This is a genomic window from Clostridium sp. USBA 49 (assembly GCF_900167505.1).
GTDB classification, from domain to species: Bacteria; Bacillota; Clostridia; order Clostridiales; family Clostridiaceae; genus Clostridium_AT; species Clostridium_AT prolinivorans.
This window is the reverse complement of the sequence record NZ_FUYD01000009.1, coordinates 1-20,807: the sequence shown is the minus strand read 5'-3', so window position 1 is coordinate 20,807 and position 20,807 is coordinate 1. Positions and strand designations below refer to the sequence as shown.

At 31.8% G+C, this 20,807-nt stretch carries 26 protein-coding genes and 1 pseudogene; 24 read left to right on the top strand and 3 right to left on the bottom strand.

All coding sequences use genetic code 11. From position 1 onward, the window contains the following. Positions 1-82 precede the first annotated feature (82 nt). A complete protein-coding gene (locus B5D11_RS09120; protein WP_242942265.1) occupies positions 83-1,405 on the top strand; it encodes a restriction endonuclease FokI C-terminal domain-containing protein in 1,323 nt (440 codons plus the stop codon). Between the two features lie 70 nt (positions 1,406-1,475). Here the strand turns inward: B5D11_RS09120 and B5D11_RS09115 are convergent, their stop codons facing one another. Beyond that, positions 1,476-1,883 (bottom strand): hypothetical protein, encoded by a 408-nt coding sequence (locus tag B5D11_RS09115; RefSeq protein WP_020458090.1) that lies wholly within the window; start codon positions 1,881-1,883, stop codon positions 1,476-1,478. Positions 1,884-2,042: 159 nt separating this feature from the next. Between B5D11_RS09115 and B5D11_RS09110 the strand changes: the two genes are divergently transcribed. From B5D11_RS09110 to B5D11_RS09080, 8 genes are all read left to right on the top strand, one after another. Then, positions 2,043-2,396 (top strand): very short patch repair endonuclease, encoded by a 354-nt coding sequence (locus B5D11_RS09110; RefSeq protein ID WP_078682723.1) that lies wholly within the window; start codon positions 2,043-2,045, stop codon positions 2,394-2,396. Positions 2,397-2,507: 111 nt separating this feature from the next. Next, positions 2,508-3,011, top strand: a complete 504-nt coding sequence (locus B5D11_RS09105; RefSeq protein WP_078682722.1) for a transposase — start codon at positions 2,508-2,510, stop codon at positions 3,009-3,011. After that, complete coding sequence (locus B5D11_RS09100) at positions 3,011-4,060, top strand: IS3 family transposase (protein WP_143327694.1); 1,050 nt, start codon at positions 3,011-3,013, stop codon at positions 4,058-4,060. The genes B5D11_RS09105 and B5D11_RS09100 overlap by 1 nt, the downstream gene beginning before the upstream one ends. Before the next feature lie 331 nt (positions 4,061-4,391). Further along, a complete protein-coding gene (locus tag B5D11_RS09095) occupies positions 4,392-5,417 on the top strand; it encodes an IS1595 family transposase (protein WP_078682720.1) in 1,026 nt (341 codons plus the stop codon). Between the two features lie 121 nt (positions 5,418-5,538). Beyond that, on the top strand, positions 5,539-5,700 hold the full coding sequence (locus tag B5D11_RS12565; protein WP_242942264.1) for a hypothetical protein: 162 nt from the start codon (positions 5,539-5,541) through the stop codon (positions 5,698-5,700). A 639-nt stretch (positions 5,701-6,339) separates the two neighbouring features. Then, positions 6,340-6,540, top strand: a complete 201-nt coding sequence (locus tag B5D11_RS09090; protein WP_078682719.1) for a hypothetical protein — start codon at positions 6,340-6,342, stop codon at positions 6,538-6,540. Between the two features lie 176 nt (positions 6,541-6,716). Beyond that, on the top strand, positions 6,717-7,235 hold the full coding sequence (locus B5D11_RS09085) for a peptidoglycan-binding domain-containing protein (RefSeq protein WP_078682718.1): 519 nt from the start codon (positions 6,717-6,719) through the stop codon (positions 7,233-7,235). Between the two features lie 26 nt (positions 7,236-7,261). Beyond that, positions 7,262-7,819, top strand: a complete 558-nt coding sequence (locus B5D11_RS09080; protein WP_078682717.1) for a DUF4367 domain-containing protein — start codon at positions 7,262-7,264, stop codon at positions 7,817-7,819. Positions 7,820-7,992: 173 nt separating this feature from the next. Here B5D11_RS09080 and B5D11_RS09075 read toward each other — a convergent pair. Further along, positions 7,993-8,730, bottom strand: a pseudogene (locus B5D11_RS09075) (IS256 family transposase); the annotation flags it as partial. A 50-nt stretch (positions 8,731-8,780) separates the two neighbouring features. On the opposite strand from B5D11_RS09075, the gene B5D11_RS09070 reads away from it, so the two are divergent. The 15 genes from B5D11_RS09070 to B5D11_RS09000 all read left to right on the top strand — a co-directional run bounded on the left by B5D11_RS09070 (position 8,781) and on the right by B5D11_RS09000 (position 20,302). Then, positions 8,781-9,119 carry an ImmA/IrrE family metallo-endopeptidase gene (locus B5D11_RS09070; RefSeq protein WP_242942263.1) on the top strand — a complete coding sequence of 113 codons (339 nt, stop codon included), beginning with the start codon at positions 8,781-8,783 and terminating at the stop codon, positions 9,117-9,119. A 56-nt stretch (positions 9,120-9,175) separates the two neighbouring features. Beyond that, positions 9,176-9,556, top strand: coding sequence for a helix-turn-helix domain-containing protein (locus tag B5D11_RS09065; RefSeq protein ID WP_078682716.1), 381 nt, complete (start codon positions 9,176-9,178; stop codon positions 9,554-9,556). A gap of 14 nt (positions 9,557-9,570) precedes the next feature. Further along, a complete protein-coding gene (locus B5D11_RS09060) occupies positions 9,571-9,939 on the top strand; it encodes a hypothetical protein (RefSeq protein WP_035380416.1) in 369 nt (122 codons plus the stop codon). A 16-nt stretch (positions 9,940-9,955) separates the two neighbouring features. Next, positions 9,956-10,666, top strand: coding sequence for an ImmA/IrrE family metallo-endopeptidase (locus tag B5D11_RS09055; RefSeq protein WP_078682715.1), 711 nt, complete (start codon positions 9,956-9,958; stop codon positions 10,664-10,666). Positions 10,667-10,874: 208 nt separating this feature from the next. Then, positions 10,875-11,102, top strand: a complete 228-nt coding sequence (locus B5D11_RS09050) for a hypothetical protein (RefSeq protein ID WP_078682714.1) — start codon at positions 10,875-10,877, stop codon at positions 11,100-11,102. Between the two features lie 218 nt (positions 11,103-11,320). Continuing rightward, positions 11,321-11,644, top strand: coding sequence for a helix-turn-helix transcriptional regulator (locus B5D11_RS09045; RefSeq protein WP_011838243.1), 324 nt, complete (start codon positions 11,321-11,323; stop codon positions 11,642-11,644). Positions 11,645-11,664: 20 nt separating this feature from the next. Further along, positions 11,665-11,916, top strand: a complete 252-nt coding sequence (locus tag B5D11_RS09040; RefSeq protein ID WP_011838242.1) for a hypothetical protein — start codon at positions 11,665-11,667, stop codon at positions 11,914-11,916. 14 nt (positions 11,917-11,930) lie between these two features. Then, complete coding sequence (locus B5D11_RS09035) at positions 11,931-12,641, top strand: antA/AntB antirepressor family protein (RefSeq protein ID WP_180376995.1); 711 nt, start codon at positions 11,931-11,933, stop codon at positions 12,639-12,641. 20 nt (positions 12,642-12,661) lie between these two features. Beyond that, positions 12,662-12,931 carry an HNH endonuclease gene (locus tag B5D11_RS09030; RefSeq protein WP_242942262.1) on the top strand — a complete coding sequence of 90 codons (270 nt, stop codon included), beginning with the start codon at positions 12,662-12,664 and terminating at the stop codon, positions 12,929-12,931. 117 nt (positions 12,932-13,048) lie between these two features. Then, positions 13,049-14,176, top strand: a complete 1,128-nt coding sequence (locus B5D11_RS09025) for an SNF2-related protein (RefSeq protein WP_078682791.1) — start codon at positions 13,049-13,051, stop codon at positions 14,174-14,176. Further along, positions 14,173-14,538: a VRR-NUC domain-containing protein gene (locus B5D11_RS09020; protein WP_078682712.1), complete on the top strand. Its 366-nt coding sequence runs from the start codon at positions 14,173-14,175 to the stop codon at positions 14,536-14,538. Before B5D11_RS09025 ends, B5D11_RS09020 begins: the two co-directional genes overlap by 4 nt. Then, positions 14,460-16,052 carry an AAA family ATPase gene (locus tag B5D11_RS09015; protein WP_078682711.1) on the top strand — a complete coding sequence of 531 codons (1,593 nt, stop codon included), beginning with the start codon at positions 14,460-14,462 and terminating at the stop codon, positions 16,050-16,052. The genes B5D11_RS09020 and B5D11_RS09015 overlap by 79 nt, the downstream gene beginning before the upstream one ends. 19 nt (positions 16,053-16,071) lie before the next feature. After that, positions 16,072-16,527 carry a DUF669 domain-containing protein gene (locus B5D11_RS09010; RefSeq protein WP_078682710.1) on the top strand — a complete coding sequence of 152 codons (456 nt, stop codon included), beginning with the start codon at positions 16,072-16,074 and terminating at the stop codon, positions 16,525-16,527. A gap of 5 nt (positions 16,528-16,532) precedes the next feature. Next, complete coding sequence (locus B5D11_RS09005; protein ID WP_078682709.1) at positions 16,533-18,224, top strand: hypothetical protein; 1,692 nt, start codon at positions 16,533-16,535, stop codon at positions 18,222-18,224. 203 nt (positions 18,225-18,427) lie between these two features. Further along, entirely contained in the window at positions 18,428-20,302 is a 1,875-nt protein-coding gene (locus B5D11_RS09000) for a DNA primase family protein (protein ID WP_078682708.1), read from the top strand. A gap of 235 nt (positions 20,303-20,537) precedes the next feature. Here B5D11_RS09000 and B5D11_RS08995 read toward each other — a convergent pair. Beyond that, a partial coding sequence (locus tag B5D11_RS08995) for an ATP-binding protein (protein ID WP_180376994.1) occupies positions 20,538-20,807 on the bottom strand: 270 nt, incomplete at its 5' end.

Genomic DNA, 20,807 nt, shown 5'->3' with positions numbered 1-20,807 from the left:
AGGTTTAAAGCGTAAAGGGGAACGCAGAGATCAGACAGGCGGAGGAGCACGAACATATAAGGCATGGCTTACAAGCTTAGGGTTGATATTCACACAGGAATCAACAGGAAAGATAAAGTTAACATTAGCAGGTGAAGCCATAATGGCAGGTGACTCTCCTGTTGAAGTTTTGAAAAACCAAATTTTAAAATATCAGTTTCCATCTTCTTTTTCATTGAGCAGAGGAGTTCAAGTCGCCCCAAGATTTAAAATCAGACCATTTAGATTTTTATTGAGACTATTAAATGATCCAGAGATAGAATATTTGACAGAAGAGGAAATTGCAAAAATTATAGTTACGAAGGCAGAAAATGAAACAGATAAATGTTATAGATATATTGTAGGTAAAATTTTAGAATTCAGACAAAGCGGCGATATGATTCATGAAGAAGATTTTTTTGATAAATATAAATCTTCAAAAGGTGATATCAATCTTGAACATCCATATAGGCATTTAATGGATTTAGCAAATACTATTGTAAACTGGTTAGAATATACACAGCTTGTAAAAAGAGATAATGGTGAAGTACGTATTCTTGAAGATAAACGATTAGAAGTTCAGCAGATTTTATCTGTTTCACCGCCTTTTATTGATCGACCTGAACAACATGAATATTTTCAAAGAAAATACGGCCTTGACCCTAAGCACAAGAAAGATACTAGAAATCTTACAGAAACTAAGACTATTACAGCTAAAATTATTGCTGAACAGAAGATTAAAAAAGCATATATTGTTGAATCTTTAAAACAGCCGATAACCAAAATAACGACAGATCTTATAGATAAAATTTCTGAGCAGACAGGTTTTGAGGACAAGCTGGTAGAAGAAACCCTTTTGAAACTGTATCCAAGAGGGTCTGTTGGTGCATTTATGACAGAGTACTTTGAAATGGCTTTTAAAGGGAGAGATGAGGCTTCAGACTTTGAAAAAGCAACTGTGCAATTATTTCAAAATGTTTTTGGTTTTGAAGCAAAACATGTAGGACCTATAGGCCTTACGCCTGATGTTTTAATTTTATCTGATAAAGATGGATATCAGGCTATTATAGATAATAAGGCATACAGTAAATATACAATTAGCAATGACCATCATAATAGAATGGTTCACAATTATATAGGAAATTTAAATCGTTATAGTAATTCTAGTGATCCGCTTGCCTTTTTTTCATATATTGCAGGTGGCTTTGGAAAGAACATTAATTCTCAAATTATAGATATTGTTAATGCTACTGGTGTTTCTGGTTCAGCAATGAGTGTATCTAATATGATTAAACTTGTTGAATCATACGAGTCCAAGCATTATACACATAAAAACATTAGAGATATATTTTCTGTTAATAGGCAGATATTGTTATCTGATTTATAACCGAATTATAAGAATATGAACAAAAGCAAAAATCCACTTTGACAGATAATTTATCAAAGTGGATTTTAAATTAAATTATTTCAAGAAGAATATCTGTTGGGGATGTCCAAGTAACTCTTACTAAATTGTTAGTTGTTGCATTTTGACTCGCATACCATGCCCCAATCATCTTAAGATTACCATGTACAGAAAATTGTTTAGCATATATATCTCCAGCAGTTGAAGAACCTTGGGCCAGAAGCGTTACGTTATTTAAAAAACCATCAACAGATGAAGCACGAAATAAATTATATCCCAGGCCTGTAGCAGAATAATTCGAGTTAAATATATTAAATGCTTTAGCATATGGTTTGGGTAAAGGAATATATCCTTCTCCGTAGATAATATCTCTCGTATTTGTATACCGATAATCTCCCCAACCAAGATGAGAAGGCTTTAATTGTATTGTATAACTGTTTCCAGCAATGGCCACTAGCATCAACCCCTTTATTACTCATATAATACATTATATTAAAAAAATGGTATTAGTACAAGCAGAATAGATTTAAATGTAAGCATAGTGTACAAAAAATGGTAAATTAAAATTAGCATTAATTAAACAAGTCAGTTTTTATCTAATAAATTTGAGGTGAAAATAGTGGATAATTTAACTCCAGAACAAAGAAGAAAAAATATGAGAGCAATAAAAAATAAAGACAGTAAGAGTGAATGTATTCTAAGAAAAGCACTGTGGAGCAGAGGTTATCGTTATAGAAAAAATTATAGGAAATTAATTGGAAAGCCTGATGTTGTATTTGTGGTTAAAAAAGTTGCTGTATTTTGTGATGGAGAGTTTTGGCATGGATACAATTATAAGGAGAATACAGATGTTGCAGGTACAAATAAAGAATACTGGAATAAAAAGATAAAAAGAAATATGGAAAGAGATTTAGAAGTAACAAGGAAGCTTGAAGAAGAAGGATGGATTGTACTGAGGTTCTTTCTGGTCTAAGCAGATTATCAAAGATTTGGATGGCTGCATAAATAAAATACCCCCTGTGGTAAGATAGTTGTCGTAAGGAATTGATTATGGTATTCTCGAACAAAGGAGAGATGATCGTTAATGAAGAGAGAGATTAAGAGGTATACCAAGGAAGAGATAGCTAGATATGTAGCTAGGCTACTTCCGCCAGAGAGTAAATCTTTAGGAGAGTTATCGATAGAAACAGGGATAAGTAAGTCAACTTTAGCAACATGGAAGAAGAAGGCTCAGAGTGAGAAACTTGATCTTAAGCAAAAGAAAAACTTCACGCCAAAGGATAAGTTTTTAGTAGTTATGGAGACTTACGCTCTGTCAGAGGTTGAGCTATCAAGGTACTGCAGAGAAAAAGGATTATACTGTGAAGAAGTTAAAGCGTGGATTAGAAATTGTGTAAATGCCAACAATAGTGTCGCAGACAGAGAAGACATAAAGAAACTAAAAGCTATTAAAACAGAAGATTCAAAGCGAATTAAGGAACTTGAAAATGAACTTAATAGAAAGGAAAAAGCGCTAGCGGAAGCTGCTGCTCTATTGATACTTAGAAAAAAGTTACAAGCGATCTTAGGGGAAACCGTGGAAGATTAATAAACCTCTCTGATCGCAGTAAAATAGTTACTTTAATCAATAAAGCAAGAGAAGCCGGTGCAAGGTTATATGAGGCTTGTGATACCGTCGGCATAAGTGCCAGAACCTACGAGAGATGGTATGTTGATGGTGAGATAAAGGAGGATAAAAGACCAACAGCAGAGAGACCAGAACCTTCAAACAAACTCACCAAAGAAGAATATAAGAGCGTCCTTAATGTGCTAACAATGCCGGAATATGCAGATTTACCACCATCACAGATAGTACCAGCGCTAGCTGACAAAGGGGTGTATATAGCTTCTGAATCAACAATGTACAGAATTTTAAGGAATGAGAAACTACAAAGGCACAGAGGTCGGTCAAAACCACCAGAAAAGCGCAAATATCCACAGACTCACATTGCTAAATCGCCAAATGAAGTGTGGACCTGGGATATAACTTGGTTACCCACTTATATAGTTGGAATGTACTATAAACTATATATGATTGTGGATATCTTTAGCAGAAAGATAGTTGGATGGGAAGTGTGGACTGAAGAAACTGGAGAATTAGCATCAATCCTTGTGGAAAAAGCTATAGTTAACGAAAAAATCATAGGAGAACCACTAGTCCTTCATTCTGATAATGGCAGTCCAATGAAGTCATGCACCCTAAAAGCTAAGCTTGAATCTCTTGGTGTTATGTCCTCTTTTTCAAGGCCTAGGGTGAGTAATGATAACCCCTATTCAGAATCTTTATTTAGAACCTGTAAATACAGACCAGGTTATCCACAGGATGGTTTTGCCAATATAGAACAGGCTAGAGAATGGGTGCTGCAATTTGTGGATTGGTACAACAATAAACACTATCACAGTGGGTTAAATTTTGTAACTCCAAGTTCAAGACATAACGGACAAGCAGAGAAAATAATGTTAAACAGAAAAAAAGTATACATGACAGCCAAAATGCTACATCCATTAAGATTTAAGCGAGGTATTAAAAATTTTGATTTACCAGAAAGTGTTTCACTAAACCCGGTAAAAGAGGATGATAAGGAAAATATTGGTTAAAAATACAGCTTTTATTTACGCTATATTTGCATCAGCAATTGCTTGAAAATTCAGAAATATATTAAGAGATATCGTACATGAAAAATTTATACGACAACCCATTTGACAAACACCGAATAATAGAGGTACTGAATACTAAAAGTTAGAATTTTGTTGGAGTCTACCTTTGTTTAATAAAATGTAAAGCTATCTTTGAAAATGTATCACAGTTTGGCAAGGTTCAAGGAATATTTCTTAATATTAGGCTATGTTTTAAATCAATGTTGAAATTTGATATGGATTCGTGAATATGCTATAATTATGCTATATCTAACGAAAGGAGGGCATGATTATGGCAAATTCAAGTGATTTAATAAAACAAATACAAGGACTACCGTTACACCAACAACAGCATATCTATTCTTTTTTAGAAGAAATGCTTATATTAGGTTCGCAAGTAAGCCAGATTACACAGGAAGTTAAAGAATTTAGATTTGCCAAGGGAAAAGTTTGTCCTCATTGCGGTTCTGAAACTGTATCAAGAAACGGAAAATATAATGGTAAACAAAGATATATCTGTAAGTCATGTGGAAAAACCTTTACTGACTTTACTAACTCTGCTACTTACAAGAGCAAGAAAACGTTAGATATGTGGCTTAAATATGCAAAGTGCATGATAAATGGTTATTCTATTAGAAAGAGTGCAGAAATAGTCGGTATTAACATAGCAACAAGTTTTTTTTGGAGGCATAAAATCCTTGACTGTATAAGAGCATTTTTTGGTATAGGCTCTGTTGATGGAGTTATTGAGGCTGATGAGGTATTCTTTGCCGAAAGTTTTAAAGGTACAAAACCATCAAAAATGCCGAGAAAATCTCGTAAGAGAGGGAAACAGGTTAAAAAGAGAGGTATATCTAACGAACAAGTATGTATAGCCACTGCAATTGATAGACAGGGTAATTTAATCATTGAACTAATATGTAAGGGTAGAATGACACACAAAGAATTAGAAAGACTCTATAATGGGCGTATAGGGGATACCTCTATCCTTTGTACTGATAGTCATAAGAGTTATGTTCAGTTCGCCCATGATTTTTCGTTAGAACATAAGCGTATAAAAAGAGGAAAGCATAAAGAAGGAATATACCATATTCAGCACATAAATGCTGTTCACAGCAAATTAAAGAAATGGATGAATAGGTTTAATGGTGTTGCTACGAAATACATTAGTAACTATATGTACTGGTTTAAATGGCTCGAACTGTTTGAAAATGATAAAGAAGCAGTAAAAGTAAAGAACTTTATGGTTCAATGCAATGTAGCCCGTGCCTATACAAAAACAGTAGACTTTAAGGAAAGAGAACCAGTATTTGTATAAGCATATACATTATCTTGAAATTGATGTTATAATTAGGATATAACTTAACTATAATTTATTGCACAATTGTAATCTATGGTGAACTAATGAAAAATCAAGTTATATGAGGGGTGAGAATATATTGGAACTTATAGGTGCTGTTATTATATTAGTAATAGTTTTAATTGTAGTTTTAGAAATATGTAGATTTTTTAGACGTATAGGTAATTTGCCAAGAGAAATAGATGATTTGAAGAAGAAAATAAGTAATATTGAGGAAGTCCTCAATAATCAAAATAAATAAGAGTATATTTGCTTCACAATATTCTACAAAGGCGAATTAAGGGAAGTCAAAATAACTTCCCTTAATAATTTATATATTTTCAACACTATTTTAAAACATAGCCTAATATTAAAGAAGCAATTGAAAGGTATTGTTATGGCACTAGCAAAAATATTAGAGAAGAATTAAAAAAGCTATGTGTGAAAAGTAAGACAGCTTAATAAAATTGTCTTACTTTTTGTTTTTTTGTCTTAAATTGCAATATTAAATGCAACACCCCTGTGAAAAAATCATGTAGAATAGGACTGACAATAGTCAACTTTTCCCTTTGACATATAGCCATTCATAATGTAAAATTGTAATGTAAACAACAAATTTGTTTATGTTACAATTAAAAATCGTGATTTTGGAGAAGTTCTCCTGAGATCTCTATGTGCAAGTTTGCGAGGCCTGACATAGAGATTTTTACTTTTTTTGTATATTTATCGAAGTATTTATCTATTCATATCTAAAATTTTACTTTATAATCAAAGATTCTTCAACTATTTTATTTTTTATATTAATCTTATAATTCTAAAATCAGATTTTGTAATGATATGATAGGGATATCCAGTATGGAATAATATAATTTAACATGAAAGATAGGTGCAGTAATAATTTATGACAAATAAAGAAAACTCTCTAATTAGCTTACTTGTAGATAATAATTCAGTAAATAACAAACCTGAAACGGTATACGAATCAAATGAACATAAGTATATAGATATTATAGAAAGCCTTATAGCTATTATTAAAGATCTCAATATAAAAATTGATAATTTAAAGAAGGAAACTGAAAGTCTGAGAAAAAGAAATAAATAAGTATCTCACTAAATACCTCTACCACTCCCCTGGCTTATTAAAGGTGCAGCACAGAAATATGCATTATGCATTGCTATGATTAATCTATAATGGTTACTTAATTGTAGCTATTGGATTACAATTACAAAATATGCTATAATAGTAATTGAGATTTTTATATTAGGAGGAGAAAACTTATGAGGAAAATTGGAGTAACTTTAACAAGCTTTTGCATGGTTTTCTTATTAACTTTTGGCGTGCAAAATCATGTTCTAGCAGCTGCATCTATGCAAGATGACTGGACTTATAGCTCTTGGATAGGTTGGAATTATACTACTAAAGGTGGTATAGTATTTGCTGCACAAAAAATATTAAATTCTGCAGGAATGAGTTTAAAAGTGCCAGGATTTACAGTTAGTGATGGTTACTATGGGGAAAATACTGCTGCAGCGACTAGACAGTATCAAAGAGATTATGGATTGTTAGCTGATGGTGTAATAGGCAACGGAACATGGTCAAGCTTTGAGGAGCACAAGTATTATGCAGGAAATTTAGGTTCAATTCAGCGTTGGAATGTGAATTATAGAAGTGATTGGTCTACTGTATATTTTGAAAGAGATTATATAAATGGATGGTGTGTATATGCCGAATCAACAGGTAAATTCTATCTTTGTAATGATGTTAGATATAAAGAAAGAACTCTTATACCACTATAAAAACATAAAATAGGGAGGACTATAACATGAAAATCTTAAAAAATAAAAACTTTATACCTTTGGCAGTTCTTACTTTAATTTTTGTTTTTGGTGCTTTACTCACTACTCGTGGAATTACCTTTGCAAAAGAAAATATTGCAAAAAATACATCAACATCTGACAAGCCTAAAACTATGGAATCAGATAAATTTAACAGTAAAGTTAAAAACTTAGATAATGAAGATGAAGTTCTTAAGAATATTAATTTTAAGCCAAAAGAACCAGAATATAAATATAAAAATATGAAAAAGGTAAAAGTTACAGGCCAGAAGCATAGTGCATCTACTGGATCGTTTGATCTTTCTGTATCTTATTATCAAACTGATGATGGCAAAGAAATTAGAATTCAGCAAGCTCCTGATACAGGCAAACCTGAAGATACTTTAGCAAGAGCACAAAAAATTTCTATAAACGGAACTGACGCATGGGTTTATGGAAACAAGAATAAACAAATTATGTTTTGGAAAGATGGAATATACTACAATATAGCTGCTGAAGATGTTGAGTTAGATGAGCTAATAAAAGTAGCAAGTTCTCTTAAGTAATAAAATAATTGAGGGTGTGAAATTTTCTCTGTAAATAGCTTTCTATGATAAGTTTTATTAAGGCATGAAGGTCTAAGATGGTCTCTCATGCCTTTGTTTTAATATAGCCATAAATTTATGGCATGTCAAGAACATCCTTTGAGAGGATGTTTTTTAACGAATATAGTTGGGAGTTACTTAAGCCTGCCTTCATACATTATGGACAACTCTCCGTAGACTCTTCCCCAGTTTCTTAGTGGAAGAGTCCATTTTTTAGTGGCCTCAAAGGTAGCAAGATACAGAGCTTTTAAAAGAGCTGTATCGTTTGGGAATACGCTTCTTTGGCTGTTAAGGCGACGATAAGTGCTGTTAAGGCTCTCAATTGCATTAGTAGTGTATATAACCTTTCTTACCTCAGAAGAGAACTTAAATATTGGGCTGATAACATCCCAATTTGTTCTCCAGCTCTTCATAGCATTAGGATATTGATCCTGCCATTTCTCAGTTATCTTTTCCATAAGCTGATAACCAACTTCCTCCGAAGGAGCATGGTATATAGTTTTAAGATCAGCTGCAAATTCCTTCTTATGCTTATCGGCTACATACTTTAGCGTATTTCTTACCTGATGAACCAGACAACGCTGATATTCAGTATTAGGAAAGGCTACTGCTATAGATTCCTTTATACCTGTTAATCCATCTGCACATAGTATGATAATATCATTTACGCCTCTATTCTTGAGTTCGTTCAGAACGCTTAACCAGTACTTGCTGCTCTCATTCTCGCCAATCTGTATGGAAAGCACTTCTTTTTTACCTTCTTCGTTTATTCCAAGAATAACATAAGCTGCAAGCTTTCGTATAACATTATTATCCCTAACGGAAAAGTGAACAGCATCTATAAAAACAATTGGATAGACATATTTACACAATTAATAAAATGCAAATGACATTATTTGATAGTGCTATCCCAAATGAGCCAGTGATAAAATGCCGTACAACCGATATTGAAAGTTCAGGGAAAAGACAGCTTGTAACTGATGATGATTGGATTGAATGGCAGGCGGATTATATGGCTTCAGCATTATTAATGCCTAAGAAAATCTTTACCAGATATGTAACAGCTAAATTTAAGTCAGCAGGTATGGTGAGAATGTGTTATGAAATAGGAACTGATTTTGAAAAAGATTTATGGGCAGATGTCTTAAGTCGTGAAATTGCAGATACATTTGACGTATCTTTAACAGCTGCAAAGATAAGACTTAAAAATTTGAATTTCATTAAGGAAAAACAGGAATATAAGCAGTTTTCTATTATCTAAGTGTTCAAAACTCAATTTTAAATAAATAATGCTGACAGTGGAAGGAGGTGTATATTATGAGTAGTAAGTTTGGGGATTTTATTGCAGAAAAAAGAAAACAAAAGGATATAAGTCTAAGAAAGATGGCAGAGCTGTTAGATATCTCTCCGGCTTATTGGAGTGATATTGAAAAAGGGAGAAGAAATCCACCTAATATAAATAAGATGGAGGAAATAGCAAAAATATTAGGATTAACACCAGAAGAAACAGATTATATGATTGATATAGCATCTGAAGATAGGGATGAAATCCCTATGGACTTACCTGATTATATAAAAGAAAGTGGTTTGGCTAGAACTGCCCTTAGAAAAGCACGTAAAATTGAAAGTGAGGGAAAAAGTGATATTACAGAAAAGGCTTGGCTTGAATTTATTAAAGCTTTAGATGAGAAAGAGTAGAGAGGGGGATACTCATGAATGACTATTTTAAAGGTATGATAGAAGAACAATTTTACCAACAAATTTTTGATGCCCTACAAGATGAAATAATGAATAACTATTCTGAGTATGACTTAACATTAAGAGCTAGAGATGTAATAGAAGTTTTAGAAGCTACATTGGATAATATAGAAATACTAAGGGTCAATAACATCAAGCAAGATGATGAAGAAGTAAGTTTTGATATACTTGTTAATTGTGATATAGAAATAGGGGATTATTTTGCTAAAGAAAATATTTCAGAGTCAATACGCCAATGGTTTAAATTAAGTTGCAGTGCAGTATTAGATAATGCTTCATTAAGTGATTTTGTTATAAATGACATAGAAGCTTACAATAAATAAAGGGGATGGGGTTATAATGAATTTGAATAATGATTTAGTTCCCATCATCAGAAAAGGGGATATAGATAAAGAAGCAGCTAAATTTTTGCAAAAATACTATCCACAAGGTTTGAAAGAACCAATGGCAATACCAGTAGAAGATATTGCAGAGCTTAAAATGGGACTTGAAATAGACTATGTAAATATCGATAGAAACTGTGATACTTTAGGGATGATGATATTTTCTGATGGATGTGTGGAACTTTATGATAAGGATACTCAGCAAAATATTGTAAGACAATATAAAAAAGGAACTCTTCTAGTTGAAAGCGATCTTTCTGAAATAGCAAATAGAGGCAGAGAAAGGTTTACTGTTACACATGAAATGGTTCATTGGGACAAGCATCAATTAAGATTTATGACCCTGTCCTATAAAGATAAAGCTATGGCAAAAGCCTGCAGATGTCCTAAACAAAGAGCATACAAGCCTAAAACAGCAGATGAGTGGATAGAGTGGCAGGCCGATAACATAGCAGCAGCAATCCTAATGCCAGCAGAAATGTTTAGAATAAAGGCAGAAGAGTTAAGAGGAAGATACAAAGCAGGAAAAAGAATAAACGATTTTATGTGGAGAGGATTAAGTCCGGAAATTATTAGAGAATTAATTATTGATGAATTAGCATCCACATTTGAAGTATCAAAACAGGCTGCAGGAATAAGATTAAATACTTTGGGAATTTCAATATAAAGATAACAGCAGGAGCTATAGCTCGTGTTGTTATTTTAAAACAATATGTTCGCATGTAAGCGTGCATAACACAAATGTATCAATTTTACTCTTGCATTATGTTAATGACTAAATGCATACAAGTTATAAAAGTAAGACAAAATTTTTTTAGCTATATGTTTGCTAAAAAGCTGACATGACACGATTAGAGAAAAAGATGGAGGTGCCTATGGTATTAGAAGAAGTGAGAGACAAAGGAAAACATAAAAAGCTATTATTTAAAATTCTTATTGAAGAAGATTCTTTTTTAATATCAATAAAATGCAGAGAGCATAAGGAACCTGTTTTAATTGATATTAATTCTGTTATAAGTCCATATGTAGATAAGACGACAATGGTACGAATTAAAGAAGTCTGTAAGTCTATTTATAAAAAGAAAAGAGAAGAAGCATCTTAAATAATATAAAAATCAAATAAAATTCAATCCCTTGTGAGCTGCTTAGATAGCCGGATTGAAATGTAAATGTGCATTTAAGGATTGTTCCTTAGCACATAGCATTTCTCCGGCTATTTTTTATTGCTGCAGGAACTAAAATTTTTTTAAATAAGCAAAAAGTCTGCATATTTAACTTTTATTCTTAAATCACAGAGCAAAGGAAAGGGGGTGAGAAAGCGATGGGACCAAATGAAAGACGCATAGAAATCATAGAAAGATTATGTCATAGAAGGCAAGACACAATGGCTAACTTAGCAAATGAGTTTGGGGTTAGTATTAGAACCATTAAAAATGATATTGATATCCTATCGCTTTCTTACCCCATAGAAACTATTCGAGGACGACATGGTGGAGGTATCAAGATTACAGATGGTTATAAGTTAAATCAAAAATATTTAAAACCTGAACAATTGGAATTATTAAAAAGATTAAGTATCCTGCTGTCAGGTGACGACCTTGCAGTAATGAATAGCATTATCAAAGACTTTGCTCTAAAAGCATAAGGGTGAAGGAGGTGGAATTTATGACTGATATAAATTTAGTTCTTGCAGAAGAACTGGAAAGACTTGCAGCAGAATATCGAGCAAAAGCAAAGAACCATACAATGAATGATCAAATAAGCATTCAAGATATAAGCATGGTACTAACAGAGAAAATGAAAAAAGGTAAGATAACAGAAATTAAAGCACTATTAAGAAAATATGGTGCAGAGAAGTTGATAGAAGTTAAACTTGAAGATTATGCTGATATTTTTGAAGATGCTAAAAAAATATAAGGGAGGAAAAAGTTATGAATGAATTAATTAAAGTAAATTACAGTACAGAAGAACCAACAGTATCAGCAAGAGAACTTCATAAGTTTTTAGAAATAGCAACAGAGTTTAGGCATTGGTTTCCAAGGATGTGTGAATACGGGTTTAAAGAAGGAATAGATTATACCCCGGTCATTTTTGACCACCCTCAAAACCATCAGCCAACAAGGGACTATTGTTTAACAATACCTATGGCAAAAGAAATATGTATGATTCAAAGGACTGAAAAAGGGAAAATGGCAAGGCAGTATTTTCTTTCTATTGAAAAGGCATGGAATACACCTGAAATGGTAATGTCAAGAGCTTTGAAAATGGCGGAGAATCAGATTCAATCTCTAAAATTAGTAAATTCAAGGTTAAACGTTGAAAATGAAATTATGAGACCAAAGGCAGAGTATTTTGATGAACTGGTAGACAGGAATCTTCTTACTAATTTTAGAGATACAGCAAAAGAATTAAAGATAAAGGAAAAGGACTTTATAAAATTTCTAATTGATAATAAATATATTTATCGAGATAAGAAGAGAAATTTAAAACCATATGCTGATAAAAATAACGGTTTGTTTGAAATAAAAGAATCGAAGAATGATAAAACCGGCTGGGTAGGAACACAAACGTTAATTACACCTAAAGGTAGAGAAACATTTAGATTATTAATTAAAGGATTAGTTGATAGAAATGTTGTTTAGGCAGGTGATAAAAAATAAATGTGAATGGAGGTTACAGGAAAGTTAATTTATATGATAAGCGTGGTAAATGTTCAAAAAAATATGTTCATAGACTTGTGGCTGAAGCATTTATTCCAAACCCTGAAAATAAACCAAATGTAAATCATATTGATTGTAACCGTGAAAACAATAAAGCTAGCAACCTTGAATGGTGCACTCAAAGTGAAAATATAAAACATGCAGTTAAATGTGGAACATATGTATCAAATCTTTCAAACATAAGAGGGGGTGATGCCAAATGTTCAAGATAATTTTATACCCACATCAGGAAAGAACACTGAATCAGTCAAAGGATCACAGAAGGGTTGCATATTATCTTGACATGTAACCTAGTGGGATTAGGCAAGACATTTTTAGGTTCAGAGAAAATGAAACAATTAAATGCACCCTATAATCTTCTAATCTGCCAAAAGTCCAAAATCAAAGATTGGGAAGAACATTTTAAAAACTACTATGACTTAGAAATTATAATTTTTAAGAATCAATCCATAGAGAGTATACCGCAAAATAGTGTAATTATTATTAATTATGATTTGGTATGGCGAAGGAAGCAATTACAAAAGCTAAAGGATTTTACATTAATACTTGATGAATCGCAGTATATCAAAAATGAAACATCCAACAGGGCAAAATTTATTTTAAGTCTTAATCCTGAAAATGTAATTCTTCTTTCTGGTACTCCAACAGGTGGAAAATATGAGGAGCTGTGGTCACAGCTTAGACTTCTTGGATGGAGCATAAGTAAAAAGTCCTTTTATAATCACTACACAATTACAGAAAAGATTGATGTTGGAGGATTTAAAATTCCAGTTGTAAAAGGCTATAAAAATGTTGATAGGTTAAAGGAAAAACTAAAATCCCATGGTGCAGTATTTATGAAAACAGAAGAAGTATTTGACCTGCCGGAGCAGATTGAAACCTTAGTTAGTGTTGCTAATACAGCAGAATATAAAAAGTTTAAAAAAGACAGAGTTATTACAATTGATGGTGAAACTTTAGCAGGAGATACAGCACTTACAAAGTTATTGTATCTAAGGCAGTTAACATCTATTTACAACTTAAATAAACATCAGGTGCTAAAAGATATCTTTGAATCCAGTAATGATAGATTTGTTATCTTCTACAATTTTAAAAGAGAGTTTGAGATTATAAAAAACATATGTTTTAAGATAGATAGACCCATTTCCTATATTAATGGAGATGGGATAGATCTTGAAAATTATGAAAACAAATCAAACAGTATTACTTTGGTTCAGTATCAAGCAGGGGCATCTGGAGTTAATCTGCAGAAGGCAAATAGAATTATTTATTTCAGCCTTCCACTATCTAGTGAATTTTGGATGCAGTCAAAAAAGAGAATACACAGGATAGGGCAAAATAGGACCTGCTTTTACTACTATCTTATTACAGAAAACAGCATAGAAGAAAAGATACTTGAAGTATTAAAACAAAGGCGGGATTTTACTGTGGAGCTATTTGAAAAGGTGATGTTATGACAGAAAAGCAGTTTCAAACTAAAGTTATAAGATATTTAAAATCACTTCCTAATACTTGGTTTTTCAAGATGTGGGGCGGAGGATTCCAAAGAAGTGGTATTCCAGATTTAATCTGTTGTATAAATGGAGTTTTTGTAGCAATTGAGCTTAAGGAAGAAAAAGGAAAACCAACGGAACTTCAAAAGTTAAACATAAAAAACATAAATGCAGCAGGAGGCATTGGAATAATTTTATACCCTAAAGGATTTGAAGAATTTAAAAAACTCACAGAGGAGGTGTTAATGTGCAATTTTCCCACAGCAGAGTTGAGTGCTTTGAAAAGTGTAAGTACCAATTCAAACTGCGATATAAAGACAAATTAAAAACAATACCTTCACCGGCAGCAGATAATGCTTTAATTGCAGGTTCAGCATTACATCTTGGGATTGAGAAAGGTATAGAGGCAATGGAGCAATATTATTATAATCAGTATCCGGTTATTACTGATGCTCATGTAAATGAAGTAATTAAGCTTACATCATTAGTAAAAAAGGCTCAGATTGTAATAAATAAAATGCTTCATAATAAAGAGCCGACAGAAAAATATGAGTTTAAAATTGATTTTCCAGAATTTATAGGATTTGTAGACTTTATTATTCAAACACAGGATGGAAGTATTAGCATTTATGACTTTAAATACAGCAATAATATAGAGCATTATCTGGAGTCAAAACAGCTGCACTTATATCAGTATTACTTAGAAAAACTTGGATTTAAGGTATCAGAAATAGGATTTATTTTCATTCCTAAAACAGCTATAAGGCAAAGGAAGACTGAGGATTTATATCAGTTTAGAAAAAGGCTTCATGAAACTTTAGAAACTATGGAAGTTAAGGTGATTCAAATTCCATATAATGAGGCTAAGGTTCAAGAATTTAAGCTAAGATGCAAAGAAATTATTAATGAAAAAGAATATGAAAAAACACCATCAAGACTTTGTGATTGGTGTGAATATCAAAATTATTGTGAGGGAGGACAAACATATATGTTATTACCACAAAATGTTAGGAGAGAACTGCAAATAGACAGGTATCCGGATATGTGGATATATGCCGACAGTTACGTTGGTAAATCAACTTTTGTTGATCAGTTCGATGATTTATTATTCTTAAATACTGATGGAAATACGGATAATACCACAAGTCCAGTTATAAGGATAGCTGATGAAGTAACTTTTGAAGGAAGACTTAAAAAAGTCAAAATGGCTTGGGAAGTATTCTTAGATGTTATAACTGAGCTTGAGAAAAAAGATAACACATTTAAAAGAGTATGCATTGATTTAGTTGAGGATTTATATGAACACTGCAGGCTCTATATGTATAACAAATTAGGCATAGACCATGAGCAGGATGCAGGTTTTGGTAAGGGATGGGATATGGTAAGGACTGAATACTTATCAGCTATCAAAAGACTTAAGAACTTAGGCTACCAAATTATATATATTTCTAAGGAAGTAACCACAGAAATAACTCTTAAAAATGGAGCTAAGCTTACAACAATTAAACCTAATATTAATGAAAAAATAGCTAACGTTTTAGCAGGAACAGTAGATTTAACTGTAAGAGCTTATATGGATGGTGAAGAAAGATTCTTGCAGCTGGAGAAAAAGGAGAACGTCTTCGGTGGTGGCAGATTTAACTTCAAAGTTCCAAAAGTAAAGCTTGATAAAGATGAGTTTATGAAAGCTTTAGAAGATGCTCAAGAAGGTATAAAAACTTATTCTAAAGCAGAAAAAGATACTTCTGATAATACAGCAGTAGTAGATAATACAACTGTATTAGAAACATCTGAAGTTAAAGAAGAATCAGTAAAAAAGAGCAGACGCTCTAGAAAATAAAAAATAGGAGGAGATAATTATGGCAACAAAAAATTTATTTGCTAAGTTTGATAAGGAATTTGATATTAAGGGTTTAAAGGAAGACTTAAAAAATGTAGGAACAGGAGAAGGACAATACAAAGATGTACCCCTTGGAACATATGAGGTAAAAATTGAAAAAATGGAACTTGTAGAGTCAAAGACAGGTAAACCTATGTTATCCTGCTGGATGAAAATCTTATCTGGCGAATATCAAAATTCCATATTGTTTATGAACCAAGTTATAAACACAGCTTTCGGACTTCATAACGCTAATGAATTTTTAAGATCTCTTGAAGCTGGAATAGAAGTAGAGTTTGAAAGTTTTTCACAATACTACGATTTAATACTTGATATCCATGAAGCAATTGATGGCAATTTAGAATATGCAGTAGAGTATGGGGAAACCAACAAAGGATTTAAAACTTTTAAAATTACTGAAGTATTTGAGGTTTAATAGGTATGATTCTATTCTTTGACGCAGAGGTTTTCCTGCAAGATTGGCTCTTCGTCGTAATAGACCCTATTAATCATCAAAAATATGTCTTTATAAATGATGCTAAGAAATTAGCATCATTTTATGAAGAACATAAAGAACATATCTGGATTGGCTATAACAGCCATCATTATGATCAGTATATTTTAAAAGGTATCCTTTGCGGTTTTGACCCACATAGTATCTCCAGCTTCATTATAGCAGAAAAAAATCAAGGATGGCAGTACAGCTCTCTATTTCAAAAGATACAGCTTTATGAATTTGATATTATGACAACAACTCACGGTTTAAAAGAACTAGAAGGATTTATGGGAAATGATATTAGAGAAAGCACTGTAAGCTTTTCAATAGATAGAAAGTTAACAGAAGAAGAATTAGAGGAAGTAGTAAAATACTGTACCCATGATGTTGAGCAGACTATAGAAATATTTTTACATCGTAAAGAGGAATTTGATAGTCATATAGCTTTACTTAAAGCTTTTAAACTGCCGCTTAAATATATAAGTAAAACAAAGGCACAGCTTGCAGCAGTTATTTTAAAAGCCAATAAAATAAATCGCTGTGATGAATTTGAACTTAATATACCAAATAATTTAAAAATAAATAAATACAATGAGGTTGTTGATTGGTACAAAAATTCAAGTAATCACAGTTATGATAAATCATTAGAAATAAATATAAGTGGTGTACCTCATGTATTTGCATGGGGTGGGCTTCATGGTGCAAAAGAAAAATATACAGGTGAAGGAATTCTTTTAAATGTGGATGTAGTTTCTTTTTACCCGTCTTTGATGATAGAGTATGGATTTTTATCAAGAAATGTAGAAGACCCTGCATTTTATAAAGAAATATATAAGGAACGTATAAAGCTAAAGGCTGAAAAGAACCCAATGCAGCAGCCTTATAAAATTGTTCTAAACAGTACCTATGGTGCTATGAAATACAAATACAATAACCTCTATGACCCAAGACAGGCTAATAATGTATGCGTAGCAGGACAGCTTTTACTTTTAGATTTAATAGAAAGGCTGGAACCGCATTGGACTTTAATTCAGTCCAATACTGATGGTTTAATAGGAAAAATAAATAGGAAATCAGATTTAGATAAAATCAAAGAAATCTGTAAGGAATGGGAAGATAGGACTTTTATGAAGCTTGATTTTGAAATCTTTAAGAAGATATATCAAAAGGATGTAAATAACTACATCATTATTAAAGAAGACGGCGGTTTTAAATCTAAAGGTGCCTATGTTAAGGAACTAAACAGTATTGATAATGATCTGCCTATAATAAACTTAGCTTTAAAGAAATATTTTATAGAAGGTTTTCCAGTAGAAAAAACTATAACGGAATGTAAGGAGCTTTTAATGTTTCAAAAGGTTGTAAAGCTTACTTATAAATATTCTCATGCTCTTTATGGGGACAAACCTTTAAAGGAAAAGACATTAAGAGTATTTGCATCAAAGAATGAAGATGACAAAGGAGTTTTTAAAGTAAAGCCTAGTGGCAGAGTTGAAAAAATAGCAAATACACCTGATAGATGTTTTATAGTAAATGACAGTGTTATAGAAAAAAGAGTCCCAAGACGCCTTGATAAGGAGTGGTATATAAATTTAGCAAAGAAAAGAATTGAAGATTTTGTTGGTGAAATCATATAAAAATTAATAGGAATTTGGGAGGTATATCCCAAAATACATTAAAAATTGGCTAGTTTCAGTACAAGAAAAGTAAAAAAACAGGCTGAATTTAATATTATTTGGGATATTTCATATGTAATTTGGTATAAAAACCTCCCAAAATATATGGCAATTTGGTATAAAAACCTTCCAAATTATAAAGCAAAAAGGTGGTGAATATTAAAGTGGAAATTTTCAAAGGGTATATTCCACTTAAGGGTAAGAAACCTATTGAAGAATATAAAAATAGAAAAGAATTTTACAACTATGATTATATAAGGAAAACAAGAAATGATTATGGCGGCATATTAAAAGATGATATTGTCCAGATAGATTTGGATTCTATGGAAGAGGCTGAAATTATTAAAGCTATGATTATAGATTTAAATGTTAAGTGCAGTATTTTAAAAACCGACAGAGGTATGCATTTTTATTTTAAAAATACAGATTTAAAAACAAGAAAAGTAAAAGTTAAAACACCTATAGGGTTAACAGTTGATGTAGGCCTTGGCTTGAAAAATGCAGTTGTTCCATTAAAAGTTGGTGGCAAAACACGAAGATGGTTAAATAAAACTGACGAAGTTGATTTTCTTCCAGAATGGCTAAAACCAATAAAATTCGCACCTGACTTTTCTAATTTAGATGAAGGAGATGGGAGAAACCAAGAACTTTTTAATTATATTCTTACTTTACAATCAGAAGGTTTTAGTAAGGACAGTATTAGAAACATCATTACATTGATTAATAGATATGTTTTAAAGACACCAGTGGATCAAAGGGAGTTAGATACTATTCTTCGTGATGGAGCTTTTCTTAAACAGTCTTTTTATAAGAAATCAAAATTTCTTCATGACCAGTTTGCAAAATTCTTAAAAGAAGAAGAGCACATTATTAAAATTAATAACCAGCTCCACGTTTATAAGGACGGAATTTATAAAAATAGTACTTTGGAAATTGAATCAGCTATGATTAAACATTTATCAGAGCTTAATAAAGCAAAGAGGAATGAAACTATAAATTACCTAGAACTTATTACTAATAACGTCATTCCAAGCTTTGAAGATTATAATCGCATAGCATTTAACAATGGAATTTATAACATAATAGATGATTCTTTTACAGAACATTCTCCAGATTTTATCATCACTAACAAAATTCCATGGGATTATAACCCAAATGCTTATTTCGAATTAGCAGATAAAACCTTAGATAAAATCAGCTGCAATGATGCTGAAATTAGAAGTGTACTTGAAGAACTTATAGGATACACATTTTATAGAAGAAATGAAATTGGAAAAGCTTTCATTTTAACTGGTGAAAAACAAAATGGGAAATCAACATTTTTGGATATGGTAACTACTCTTATAGGTATTTCTAATATTGCTGCTCTTGATTTAAAGGAGTTGGGAGAGCGATTTAAAACAGCAGAATTATTTGGAAAGCTTGCAAATATTGGTGACGATATTGGAGATGAATTTATTGCAGAGCCTTCAATGTTTAAGAAGCTTGTTACAGGGGATAGAGTTAATGCAGAGAGGAAAGGCAAAGACCCTTTTGATTTTAATAATTACTCCAAGCTTTTATTTTCAGCCAATAATGTTCCAAGGGTTAAGGATAAAACAGGAGCTGTCCAAAGAAGACTTCTTATAATTCCGTTTAAGGCAAAGTTTACAGCAGATGATCCTGATTTCAGACCAGATATTAAATATGAATTAAGGACAAAAGAGTCCATGGAATATTTGATTTTATTGGGTTTAAAGGGGCTTAAAAGAATCCTACAAAATAAAAAGTTCACAAAATCCATACAAGTGGAGCATGAGCTTAAAGAATATGAGAAGACCAACAATCCAATTATTGAGTTTTATGAAGAATATGAAACACAAGTGGAAAATGAGCCAACGAAAAATGTCTATAAGAATTATTTGGAGTTTTGCTTGAATAATAATCTGCAGCCTTTAAGTCATATAGAATTTTCAAGACAGATTACCAAGAGGTTCGGTTATAAAATTATAGATAAAAAAATTGATGGTAAAAAATACAGGATATTTGTGAAACTGTAAGTACAAGATGGGTTTTATATCAGTTCAACATAGGTACAAGATTAAAAGCAAGTAAAATCAACGGGGTACAAGATGTCTAAGATGTATATACCTTTTATATAACAAAATATAGTATATATAAAAATATTATTATATAAAAAAGAAATATATATATATAACTAGGTATCATGTACTCCCTGAGTATAAATGTCAAGATTAAAATGTAACTTTTTGATCATTTAAGAATGTAGCTTTTTTACTCATCCTCTTGTTTAAAATGATCTTTTAAGCGATATGATTTTCCATTAATAGAAACAACATGAGCATGGTGTAAAATCCTATCTAAGATAGCATTTGCAATAACTGGATCATAGAAAACATCATCCCAAGCATTAAAATTTATATTAGTTGTTAATATCGTACTCTTTTTTTCATATCTCATATCAATAAGTTGAAAAAACAACTTAGAATCTTCCTTATCTATTGGTAAATAACCTAATTCATCTATTATTAGAAGCTTATACTT